Source organism: Clostridium sp. (genome assembly GCF_047718555.1).
Lineage (GTDB): Bacteria > Bacillota > Clostridia > Clostridiales > Clostridiaceae > Clostridium_I.
The window spans coordinates 1-11704 of record NZ_JBDNRK010000088.1; the positions used below are offsets into that span (position 1 = coordinate 1).

10 protein-coding genes are annotated in these 11704 nt (G+C 32.6%); 6 read left to right on the forward strand and 4 right to left on the reverse strand.

Going from position 1 to position 11704, the window contains the following annotated elements:
* The first annotated feature begins 375 nt into the window (after positions 1-375).
* Together ABF633_RS19885 and ABF633_RS19890 are read left to right on the forward strand one after the other, a co-directional pair.
* Positions 376-645, forward strand: coding sequence for a hypothetical protein (locus tag ABF633_RS19885; RefSeq protein WP_415526311.1), 270 nt, complete (start codon positions 376-378; stop codon positions 643-645).
* A gap of 209 nt (positions 646-854) precedes the next feature.
* A complete protein-coding gene (locus tag ABF633_RS19890) occupies positions 855-1319 on the forward strand; it encodes a hypothetical protein (RefSeq protein ID WP_415526313.1) in 465 nt (154 codons plus the stop codon).
* Positions 1320-1500: 181 nt separating this feature from the next.
* On the opposite strand, the gene chrA is transcribed toward ABF633_RS19890, so the two are convergent.
* The gene (chrA, locus tag ABF633_RS19895; RefSeq protein WP_415526315.1) at positions 1501-2736 is read right to left on the reverse strand and encodes a chromate efflux transporter; all 1236 of its coding nucleotides are present in this window, start codon (positions 2734-2736) and stop codon (positions 1501-1503) included.
* 268 nt (positions 2737-3004) lie between these two features.
* On the opposite strand from chrA, the gene ABF633_RS19900 reads away from it, so the two are divergent.
* Positions 3005-4411, forward strand: coding sequence for a PLP-dependent aminotransferase family protein (locus tag ABF633_RS19900; protein WP_415526317.1), 1407 nt, complete (start codon positions 3005-3007; stop codon positions 4409-4411).
* A 168-nt stretch (positions 4412-4579) separates the two neighbouring features.
* Here ABF633_RS19900 and ABF633_RS19905 read toward each other — a convergent pair whose 3' ends face one another.
* Genes ABF633_RS19905 through ABF633_RS19915 form a run of 3 tightly spaced genes read right to left on the reverse strand, consistent with a single transcriptional unit; the run spans position 4580 to position 6879 of the window.
* Positions 4580-6025: a putative ABC exporter domain-containing protein gene (locus ABF633_RS19905; protein WP_415526319.1), complete on the reverse strand. Its 1446-nt coding sequence runs from the start codon at positions 6023-6025 to the stop codon at positions 4580-4582.
* Entirely contained in the window at positions 6022-6180 is a 159-nt protein-coding gene (locus tag ABF633_RS19910; RefSeq protein WP_415526321.1) for a putative ABC exporter domain-containing protein, read from the reverse strand. Before ABF633_RS19910 ends, ABF633_RS19905 begins: the two co-directional genes overlap by 4 nt.
* A gap of 3 nt (positions 6181-6183) precedes the next feature.
* Positions 6184-6879, reverse strand: coding sequence for an ABC transporter ATP-binding protein (locus tag ABF633_RS19915; protein WP_415526323.1), 696 nt, complete (start codon positions 6877-6879; stop codon positions 6184-6186).
* 650 nt (positions 6880-7529) lie between these two features.
* Between ABF633_RS19915 and ABF633_RS19920 the strand changes: the two genes are divergently transcribed.
* The 3 genes from ABF633_RS19920 (at position 7530) to ABF633_RS19930 (ending at position 11560) form a co-directional block, all read left to right on the forward strand.
* Entirely contained in the window at positions 7530-8750 is a 1221-nt protein-coding gene (locus ABF633_RS19920; protein WP_415526325.1) for a PucR family transcriptional regulator, read from the forward strand.
* A gap of 177 nt (positions 8751-8927) precedes the next feature.
* Complete coding sequence (locus ABF633_RS19925; RefSeq protein ID WP_415526327.1) at positions 8928-10076, forward strand: iron-containing alcohol dehydrogenase; 1149 nt, start codon at positions 8928-8930, stop codon at positions 10074-10076.
* Between the two features lie 125 nt (positions 10077-10201).
* Positions 10202-11560, forward strand: coding sequence for an aminotransferase class III-fold pyridoxal phosphate-dependent enzyme (locus tag ABF633_RS19930; RefSeq protein ID WP_415526329.1), 1359 nt, complete (start codon positions 10202-10204; stop codon positions 11558-11560).
* Positions 11561-11704: the final 144 nt, after the last annotated feature.

Consider the following 11704-nt stretch of genomic DNA (forward strand, 5'->3'; position numbering starts at 1 on the left):
AAATTCAGATGGGGTAAAAGAATCCCCACCTGAATTAAGAACTTGCTTCAATACTCAATACTTTAAGTTATTCTTAGTTAAAGAATATAATAACTGTTGACTACCCCAATAAATACTGACCAATTATAGCTTTTAGAAAATATTTTGTCAATGAATTACTAAGTATTTAAGTATTTTAAAATCTCAAGGTATCTTTGAACATTGGAGATAGATTTTTAAACATTTTCAAGGATGATTTTGAAAGCTATAATTACCATCTTCTATCAATTAAAAAAATAAATGTAATGTAATATTTGATTTTACACTTGACATTAATACCAATATGGAATAAAATACAATTAATGAGAGAAAATATCGGTTGAGGAGGGTGCAAACATGAAATCATTAAAACTAAATTTATTAAATGAAAATGTAAAAATCAATGATATGTTCCCTTCTATGGCTATGAATAAGTTAATGAATACTATGTGTTTTGCATGCTGTATGATTATGTCATGTTTATGTTGCTGTATAATGAATAATGAGAATATGATGTGCAGTTGCTTATGTAAAATGATAAATAAAAAATTTGAATATGTTAAATATAAAACTACAGTAATATTTATGAAATATTTTATAAATACTGCTGTAGTTTTTTGTTATTAAAATAGGACTGTATTAACACTGCTGACCAGAAAACTGGAGGCAGGGGGCTGACTAGATAAACTAGAGGCACAACTTACTGGACAAACCAGAAGTATAGCTTACTGGAGAAACCAGAGGCAAAGCTTATTTAATAAACCAGAAATGTGAGTTAACTAGTAAACTAGAGGCAAGCAATTATTAAATTTCAAAAATTTTAGGAGGGTATAAAAATGGAAACAAAAATGATGGGTAAAGGTATGAATATGATGATGAACAAAGGAATGATGATGAATAACGGTATGGGTATGATGGATATGCCAATGACACAAATGAACATGATGATGATTCCACGTATGGAAATGAAAATGGAAAAATGTGAAAATGGAATGAAAATGATGTGCATGTCAAAAGATGAAACAGCAGTTGCAATGATGCAGAATCTTTGCTCAATGTTAAGCGGCGGAATGACTAGTATGTGTATGATGATGAATGGAATGAAAATGATGGAATGCAACATGATGATGGGAATGTGCAAATGTGAAATGACTATGGACGGAATGTGCATGACTTGGACTAGTGGTGATGAAATGATGTGTTCTATGATTCAAAAATGTTGTGATTGTATGATGAGCATGATGGAATGCGGATGTACTGCTATGATGTGTATGAACAATACTCCAGTTTGCTGCTGTTAGTTTCTGGTTTACAATAGACATAATTATAATTCAAAATATTCGAATTGTAGATTTGTGTAAAATAAAACATAGCTAATTATGGAAAATCTGTGTAACCTCTATTTTAATAGTAGAGGTTGCACAGATTTTTTACGCTCTTAACTATTATAACAATTATTATTTATTTTTTAGAGATATTAAATTATAAGGTTAACCATTTCGCCAAGGCATTCATTAGCAAGTAAATTGCCGTTCCTCCAGTGACAACCCATATAGTATCCAGTTTGCCGAATAGCAGCGTGGCGAAAACTGACAGGACAATAAGGGCAGAAGGGATGTCACCCACTGAATGTCTCACTACTCCTACCGCAACTACAAACATCATCCCAGTAAAGGCCGCAGCAATTCCTTTGATGGCTGCGCTTACCCAAAGGTTATGCTTGATTTTTTGGTGGATTTCCGCGGTAGCCATAACTAAAAACAGGGAAGGTAGAAAAATGCATAGTGTAGCCACCATGCCTCCACTAACACCGGCTACCTTATAGCCCACAAAAGTCGCCGTGATAAGGTACGGTCCCGGTGTAACCTGCCCCAAGGCAATTCCAACTAAGAACTCTTCCATCGTTAGCCAGTGATAGTGGGTTACCACTTCCTGTTGCATAAAAGGGATCATCGAAGTTCCCCCGCCGAAAAGAAACATCCCCATCTTGAAAAACACCGAACCAAGCAGTAATAAGAGCGGCTTGAAGGAAGCAGCAAAAACTATGCTCGCAAGCCCAGCCACAAGCATTACCATGAGTTTGATTGGTATGTTCACTGCTCCGATACCTGACCGCAAGTTTCCTCCAGAATTAGTCGTTATATTCTGGCGTTTCAGCGGCCGGTAATACAGCACAATACCGGCGACTATGGCTATGAATAGTAGCATAAAAATATTCGAGTAGTAAACCATCACCCCAATAACTCCAATGGCAATGATCCATCCACGCCAATCAGTCACCGTAGACTTGCCTATTTCTATGACGGCATAAGGCAACAGACCAGCCACAATCAATGCTACCCCTTTGAATAAAATGCTGATTTGCGGTAGCGATCCGAAGGCAAAATAGATATATGACAACATCATCATGATACCGAAGGGAGGCAGCAGGAAAGCGAAGAAGCTGGTAAAAGCTCCGGCTATGCCCCTTAACTTGTAGCCGATGTATACAGTTAGCGAGACATACGTGGCTCCGGGCAAAAGCTGCGCCAAAGCTAGGCCGTTAATAAAATCCTCTTCGCTAATCCAGTGCCGGTCTTTCACTAAATGTTTATTTGTTTCCGTGAAAAAGGATGGACCAATCCCGGTGAGACCTATACGCAAATACATCAGTAATAGCTGCCACAAAGAGACAGGTTGGGCTTTAGTAATTAATATTTGAGGTGAAGCTTCATTCATTGACATCTCTCCTAAATCCTAAGTTTTTTGTGATATTTCTACTATATCCATTCTTGATTTTTTAATAAGGTACTTTGATATAAGCCACGAAAAGGTAATCTAAAAGCTAAAACGTCTTAAATACACAAGTTTAGATAATGAATAATAATATATTTGATATTCATAAGGACTACTTGAATATTTTATATTTATATATTAGTATTATTCTGATACCACTTAAAGTGCCAGATTATTAATTATGTATGGTATCAGATTGGACGAGTGGAAAATGATAGAAATTACGCCGTACTTGCACAGTAATAAAGATGTACCGTTATATGTTCAACTTTATGAATACATTAAAAATGAAATCCAAATTGGAACAATTAAAGTGGGAGAAAAACTACCATCGAAAAGAAATCTGGCAAAGCATCTTGGTATTAGTCAGAATACGGTTATAACAGCTTATGAACAATTATGTGCAGAAGGATATTTGGAAAGCAAACAGCGCAAAGGTATATTTGTTGCAATGACAGAGCATGACTTATTTGAAACCACCAAAAATGCTGTTGAGCTTAACAAAAACAGCAAACAAAAGGATTCAATTAAATACAAAATCGATTTTAGCCTGGGTAATATAGATTTGGATTACTTCCCATACTATTTGTGGAAAAGGTTGTCAATTCTTACTTTAGATGCTGACCAAAGTGACCTCTTTTTAAATGGTGACCCACAAGGTGAAGAGTGCTTACGCAAAGAAATATCTATGTATATTTTTCAATCAAGAGGAGTTAAATGTTTGCCTGAACAGATAGTTATTGGAGCTGGGACACAATTTCTACTTTCCTTACTGTATAAATTGATTGGAAAAGAATATGAGTATGCAATTGAGGACCCTGGATTTTATAAAGCAAGAATTGTCTTAAAAGACCAAGGGGCTGTAGTACATCCTATTTCTTTAGATGATGAAGGTATAAATATCAAACAACTAAGGAAGAGTGCAGCGAGAGTTGTCTATGTCACTCCTTCACACCAATTTCCTTACGGAATGGTTATGTCAATTTCACGCAGAATGGAACTTTTAAAGTGGGCTGAGGAGATAGATGGATATATTATCGAAGATGATTTTGATAGTGAATTCAGATATAAAGGAAATCTAATACCATCTCTACAAGGTTTAGATTCAAAGGAAAGAGTTATTTATACTGGAACGTTCTCAAAATCTCTAATTCCTTCAATTAGATTAAGTTTCTTAGTTTTACCTCAGAGATTATTACAAGGGTATAATGAGCATTATACAATATATAATCAAACAGTATCTCGATTTCACCAATATACGCTATATAAATTCATGAAAGATGGATACTGGTCAAGTCATTTAAATAAAATGAGAACTTTATATCGTAAGAAGCAGAAATTGCTTCTTACTGCGATTAATAACTATATGGGAAAAAATGTTGAAATTATTGGCTCTAAATCAGGATTGCATATATTACTATGTGTTAAGAATGGTATGTCAGAGGAGGAACTCATACAAAGTGCACACAAACTAGATATAAAAGTTTGTCCAATTTCAATTCATTATAATTTGTATGAAAATAGTCTACCTCCTAAAATTATTTTAGGATTTAGTGGTGTGAAGGAAACGCAAATTGATGAAGGCATTAAATTGTTAAAAAAGGCATGGTTAATATAATTGGTTCTTCACTATTTATCAGAATATTACTTTGAAGGGAATAATAGATCCAAACAATTTATCCACAAATGATATAAAGGATGGATATATTATATATGTATAATATATCCATTTTCCTATTTTTGAATATTTTTTTGAATTATGTATTGATAATAAATTCAGCTCTTTTTATTCTAATTCCATATGATTGAATATACCTACACAACCTAAAGATATCAAGGCTCCTGTACCTATACTGTATATTAACAGTGCAAAATAAAGGGCGTAGCTGTTAAAGTCTTTAAATAAAAATGCAATTATAAGCACTATCATTGCAGCTGGAACAGCCAGAAGCAGCTGAAACAACATAAATATCACACTTTTTGATACCTGACCTGTAAAGCCTAAAGCATGTGCAATTCTAAAGGATAAAAGTCCGCTGTAGGAAAGCATGCCTCCAAAAGTAACATAGCATAGTATGCAAAGTAGTATTTCAAAGGGTGATTTTCTGCTTAAAATTCCAAAGGGAAGAAATAAAATTACAGCATCAGAAAATAGTTTTATAAGAGAGGAAGCTATGCCGTAAAATAGTTTTTTCTGTGGACTATCTGGCAAGATAAATATAAAATAATAGCTTATTTCAGTATATATTTTTCCACCAAGTCCGGAACTAAAAAACAGAATTCCTGAAACTACAATAAGTATAATCTTTATATCTATACCCTTTGCAAAAATGCCTAAAAGTATTGAAATCAATAGCAGTATTACTGAATAGGTATTTATAAAGAAGATTAAACTTCTCTTTGAATATTCATTTATGTGTTTAAATAATAGAACTTTAGATCCATATATTTTTTTTAAGTTTAGACTTACATTTTTAAAAGGTTTTAATATAAAGCCTTTTTTATCGGTATTGTAAGATTTTTTACCGCTTTTTATATTTTTCATTCTTTCATTAATTTCTGCAGAGCTTAGCATGTCTTCATAAAAATCCAGTTTTATAGCGTAGGTTATATAGATTAAAAGTGCAGTTAAAAGTAAAATTAAGATTATATATATAAAATAGGAGAATTTAACTCCAGTAAGAGTTTGAAGAGCTATTTCTCTCATCCATCCGAATACTGGTATGTACTTAAAAAATGCAGTATAGGTTAGGGTATCCGCAGACTTTACAAAGAAATTTACAAGGAAATTTTCAAAGCCATTTTTTACTATTAATATAATTATTGAACCAATAGCTATTACAATAATTGATTTTATAAAATTACGTATTATACTGCCAAGCTTTTTATATTTACTGCATAGTGCAAAAACAAATAATTTTAAAACATTGCAGAAAATAAGCTGAAAAATAATGTAGGTTATGGAAAACAGTATTTTTGTAGCTGCATTTATATTTAAATTATTCATAAAATTTGAAATCTGAAATAATACATAAATTGATGTGAAAAACTCCAGGGCTATTTTCTTCACTATGCCATAAAGCATTACTGTTTGTGGCTTTATAGGTGATACAAATATCAAATTTACATCACTCATATTGAATCTAGATTTAACCTTTTTTGTGCCGCTATAGAGGGAATAAAAGAAGGTTATCAGGATTAAAATTACAAATATGCTTACGGAGGCATTCAAGGGAATATCGCTATTAGAAGAATTTTTCTAGGCAGAAGCATAATTGCAACCCAAAGTATTGGGAAAATCATACCTATAGCTTTTTGCGGCTTTTCTTTAATTCTTTTAAAATAATTGATTATACTGGTTCTTAGTAGATAAATTAGAGCTTTCATATGTTATTCCTCCGTAAATTCGAAGAATATGTCTTCCAAAGATTTAAATTCATTGTCAAATTCATGCCTGGCCTTAGATAATACAAATTCACCATTTTTCATGATAAGTATTCTATCCCAAAGTTCCTGAACGGAATCCAGAAGATGAGTACTTAAAACTATGGAAACACCTTTATTTTTTAGTTCCAGCAAAAGCTGCTTCATATTTCTTATGGCTTTTGGATCAAGGCCTATCATAGGCTCGTCCACTAATAGTACTTTTGGTTCTGTAATTAGTGCACAGCAAATACTTGCTTTTTGCTGCATTCCCTTAGACAATTCACTGCCATATTTATCTTTCTTGTCCCATAAATCAAATAATTTTAGGAGCTGCTCTGCTCTTACTTCATATTCTTTAATATTAAAAGCGTGGGCCATAAGAGTCATGTGTTCTTTGATAGTTAGAAGAGGAAACATGGAAGGCATTTCAGGTATATAACCTAAATAACTTTTACCTTTAATACTTTTATTAGGGTAACCGCAAATTTCTATTGTACCCTCATATTTTAATAGGCCTGCTATAGATTTGATTATAGTAGATTTACCAGCTCCATTAGGGCCTGCAAGTACTGCTATTTCGCCAGCATTTACTGTAAAATTCACATTTTTTACTGCTTGGGTTTTACCATAGTTTTTACTTAATTTTGATACTTCTAGCATATATCTCTTCCCTTCATATAAAGTATAATTTTTAGTTTAAGGTTATTTTTTGATAATTTATCTAAGCTCAGTGATGGGTATAGAGACCACTACTAAGTAAGATTTATTTATGAATGATTAATAGATAAATATTTAAGTAATACACAGATGATAAAGGATTACAGTTAATATTACAAAATCCAGGATAATTTTTAGCCACAAAATTACAATAATGTGACTAAATTATGACCAATTAAAACTATATTACTATAAAATTCCACAAAATACTAGGTAAATTTCTAAATTTATCCGATAATTTTCCTTTATAATGCTTTATGACATTTTATAAAAGTGCTAGCAGTAGACTTGTAAAAAAGAAATTTAGGAATTGAAAAGACATTTATGGAAAGAATATTTCCTAAGTAGAAATGGAGGAATAAGAGCATACGAGAAAAATAAAAGTGCATAAATCACACAAAAAACCGTTGGGCAAATGAGGTTAGTTTGGTAATTATACTGGCGTTAGTTGGTACATCCCAAGAAGCCCCTACCTCTAAGCGTAGCTTAAGTATTGGAGTATGTCACAATAATCATATATAATAACAGTATATGTAAGTGTAAATTAGGAATTGTACATTTTTGATTAATTAAGAGAGAGGAGATATAAAGTTTTGCTTATTACTTGTGAGAGTATTTTAAAATTACCTTATCTTGAGAAAATGACATTGGTAGCTGGAAAGGGCGGAATTAATAAAGTTATAAGGTGGATTCATGTGGTAGAAAGTCCCCAGGTATCTGAATGGGTAAAAGGGGGAGAATTACTTTTTATAACAGGGGTAGTTATAAAAAATGATGTGGACATTTTGTTGAAATTTGTAAATGACTTAATAGACAGAAATCTTTCGGGACTTGTTATAAATACGGGACCTTATATAAAAGAAACACCTAGAGAAGTAAAAGAATTGGCCGACAAATTTGACTTCCCCATATTTGAACTGCCCTTTGAAGTTAAGTTAATAGATGTAACCCAAAGTATATCAAGAGCAATTTTTATGAATAAGGTAGAACATGAATCCATGCATAGTTTCATGAAAGAAATTATTATGGGGGATTCACTTTTTACAGATGAGATTTTAAATAGAGCCTCTGCATATGGATATAATCCCAATAAGATTTATTGTGCATTGGTTGTAGATATAGATAATTTTAAAAATTTTATTAAACAAAGAAAGATAAATGAGGAAGATACCATTATAGAAATCAAACAAAATATAGAACAAATTATATTGTCCGTTATGAACAAATGGAATAGAAAAGTACTTTATGTAATACAGGGTGATGCCATTATTTTAATGATGCCTATAAGGGAAGTAAGATATAAATATGATGGAACTGCAGCTATTGGACAGGATATTATAAAAAGTGTTCAGGAAAAATTAAAAAATTTAACTGTAAGCATAGGAATAGGCAATAAATGGAGCGAATTGAAGGATTTTAGGAAGAGTGTTAATCAAGCACAAAAGGCATTAAAAATTATAAAAATATGCGGGGAAAAAAGTAGTTTAAGAGAGTACAGAAAGCTTGGTATATATAGAATATTCTTTGATGGAAATAGACAGAGTGAAATGAAAGAAATTTACTATGAAACCCTAGGTAAATTAATTGATTATGATTCAAAAAATGAGACAAATCTGGTTAAGACATTAGAAGCTTATCTATCTGAAGGTGCTAATCTTGGCAAAGCAGCTGAAAAGCTTTTTATCCATAGAAATACTATGAAGTACAGAATGAGCAGAATGGAAGAAATTTTAGAGTGTAATCTTAGAGATATAAACACTCTATTTGATTTTAATGAAGCTTTAAAGATAGGAAAATTTTTAAAATATATTTAGATGCTTAAAAAATAATAGATATCAATAAACAAATAAACTCATATATATTTGTACATGGTGGACATATAAAAATTAATTCAAATATGATAAATTACTTACATGATAATTGTTAATTTATCAAATTTACTAAAAATAAATTGATGAAATGACAATAAATTCAATTGGGAGGCAACAATGATGATAAGTTCAGTTTTTCAATCACCAGGTAAAATAATATATGGACAAGGCACAGTAAAACAAATAGGTGAAGAAACTAAAAAATATGGCAAGAAGATAATGATTGTTACAGGAAAGAGTTCATCTAAAAAAACTGGAGCATTGGACAAAGTTATAGATAGTTTAAAAATGGAAAATCTTCAATATGTAATTTTTGATAAAGTTGAGTCTGATCCAAGCGTGGATACAGTAGAACTTGGAACTTCAATTGCCAAAGAGGAAAAGATAGATGTAATTGTAGCTTTAGGAGGAGGAAGTCCTCTTGATGCAGCAAAGGGAATAAGCATTATGCTCACTAATAGTGGAAGTATTGTGGATTATGAGAAAAAGCAGCCGGAAGTTCCTGGAGTACCGGTTGTAGCAGTTCCAACTACAGCAGGAACAGGAAGTGAAGTGAGTAAGTTTATAGTTATAACTGATACAAGACGAAAGGTTAAAATGTTAATAGGTGGAGAGACACTAATACCAAAAGTTGCAATTTTAGATGGAGAATTGACATTGATGGTACCTCCAGATGTTACTGCTGCTACGGGAATGGATGCATTAACACATGCTATAGAAGCTTACATATCAAAAAAGGCTCAGCCAGCTACTGGTGTACAAGCGCTTTCTGCTATAAAGCTTATAAGTGAAAATCTAGCAAAGGCTGTACAAAATGGAGAAAATATGGATGCAAGAAATAATATGCTTTTTGCACAAATGCAGGCAGGACTTGCTTTTAGTAATGCTTCTGTGGCACTAGTACATGCAATGTCAAGACCACTTGGTGCATATTTTGGAGTACCACATGGACTTGCAAATGCCATACTTCTTCCAAGGGTTATGGAATATAATAGAGCAGCCTGTGCTGAAAAATTTAAAGATATTGCAGAAACCATGGGAGAGAATACATCAGGATTATCCATAAGGGAAGCAAGTAATCTTGCTGTAAAGGCAGTAAAGGAACTATACGCAGAAACTGGACTTCCAGTAAAGTTAAGAGATGTAGGAGTTAAGGAAGAGATGATAGAAACTCTTGCCAAGGATGCTATTAAAAGTGGAAGTGCGTTAGTTAATCCGAGAAAAGCTAGTTTGGAAGATCTTATAGATATTTATAAGAGTATTTACTAGGGTATGTTAAAAATCAATCAATTAGTAAATAGTTAGTTTTTTATTTTTATATATTAAATATGAAATTAGTATAGTTTGTAAATATATAAATCAATTAATATAAACATTTAGGGGGCTTTATTATTATGGAAGAGACAATAAATAAAGAAAAGGCTGCATTGACAGTAGATGAAATAAAAGAATATGATAAAAAATACAATTTACATTCCTGGAGTGCTCAGGGTAAATTAAATCCTATGGTAATTACAAAGGCAGAGGGAATTTATTTCTGGGACGAAGAGGGTAAAAAATATTATGATATGTCTTCACAGCTTGTAAATTTAAATATAGGATATGGTAACAAAAAAGTAATAGAAGCTATACAAGACCAAGCAGCAAAGCTTGCTTTCACAGGACCTGGCAATGCTATAGATGTAAGATCAGAACTTGCTAAAAATGTAATAGAAATTGCACCGGATAATATGGGAAAAGTATTCTTTACCTTAGGAGGAGCAGATTCTAATGAAAATGCAATAAAGATGGCTAGAATGGTTACTGGCAAATATAAAATATTCTCACGTTATCGTTCTTATCATGGTTCAACCTTTGGTGCAGCAAATCTTACAGGTGAACCTAGAAGATATACCTGTGAACCTGGAATACCTGGATTCGTAAAATTCTTCGATCCTTATGTATATCAAGAAAAGATAGAATTTAAAAGTGAGGAAGAGGCATCAAAGTATTATGTAAATAAGCTTAGAGAGCAGATTACTTATGAAGGTGCTGACACTGTAGCTGCAATAGTATTGGAAACTGTAACAGGAAGTAATGGAGTCATAATACCTCCAAAGGGATACCTTGCAGGGGTTAGAGCATTGTGTGATGAGTTTAACATAATTATGATTTGTGATGAAGTTATGGCCGGTTTTGGCAGGACTGGTGAATGGTTTGCTTGTAACAATTGGAATGTAAAACCTGACATTATTACTTTTGCAAAGGGCATAACCTGCGGATATGTTCCTCTAGGTGGTGTTATTGTAAGTAAGGAAATTGCAAAACATTTTGATGACAATGTGCTTATGTGTGGTTTAACTTATAGTGCTCATCCTATTGGCTGTGCTGCTGGCTGCGCTACTATTGACGTATACAGAGAAGAAAAGCTTATTGAAAATTCAAGAGAGATGGGTAAAGTACTTGGAGCAGAACTTGAAAAATTGAAAGCAAAACATGCTTCCGTAGGGGATGTAAGATATATAGGATTGTTCTCAGCAGTAGAACTTGTTAGAAATAAGGGAACAAGAGAGCCAATGGTGCCTTATGGAAAGGATCCAGAAAAGGTAATGTCAAAGCTTGTTGGAATGTTAAAAGAGAAGGGTTTTTCAACTTATTCTCATGAGAGTTGTATATTAGTTGCACCTCCGCTTATAATAAAAGAGCAGGAAATTAAAGAAGCTATGGCAATACTAGATGAAGTTCTTGATTATGCAGATAGTTTAACTTATTAATGGGAGTAGCTTTAAAATAATGCTCTAAAGCAGGATGTAATATTTTCAATTATGAGTGCCTTCACTGCGAAAGAAAATCTAAGTTTTGCTTAATTTAACCTGACTAACTTGGCGTAAGTCTCCCACGCACACAGCGAAAGCGAT

What these genes read in the sequence shown, in the direction of transcription:
- ABF633_RS19900 (WP_415526317.1), top strand. Translation starts at nt 3,005, where the DNA reads ATGATAGAAATTACGCCGTACTTGCACAGTAATAAAGATGTACCGTTA.
- ABF633_RS19930 (WP_415526329.1), top strand. Translation starts at nt 10,202, where the DNA reads ATGGAAGAGACAATAAATAAAGAAAAGGCTGCATTGACAGTAGATGAA.
- chrA (WP_415526315.1), bottom strand. Translation starts at nt 2,736, where the DNA reads ATGAATGAAGCTTCACCTCAAATATTAATTACTAAAGCCCAACCTGTC.
- ABF633_RS19885 (WP_415526311.1), top strand. Translation starts at nt 376, where the DNA reads ATGAAATCATTAAAACTAAATTTATTAAATGAAAATGTAAAAATCAAT.
- ABF633_RS19925 (WP_415526327.1), top strand. Translation starts at nt 8,928, where the DNA reads ATGATAAGTTCAGTTTTTCAATCACCAGGTAAAATAATATATGGACAA.
- ABF633_RS19915 (WP_415526323.1), bottom strand. Translation starts at nt 6,879, where the DNA reads ATGCTAGAAGTATCAAAATTAAGTAAAAACTATGGTAAAACCCAAGCA.
- ABF633_RS19890 (WP_415526313.1), top strand. Translation starts at nt 855, where the DNA reads ATGGAAACAAAAATGATGGGTAAAGGTATGAATATGATGATGAACAAA.
- ABF633_RS19910 (WP_415526321.1), bottom strand. Translation starts at nt 6,180, where the DNA reads ATGAAAGCTCTAATTTATCTACTAAGAACCAGTATAATCAATTATTTT.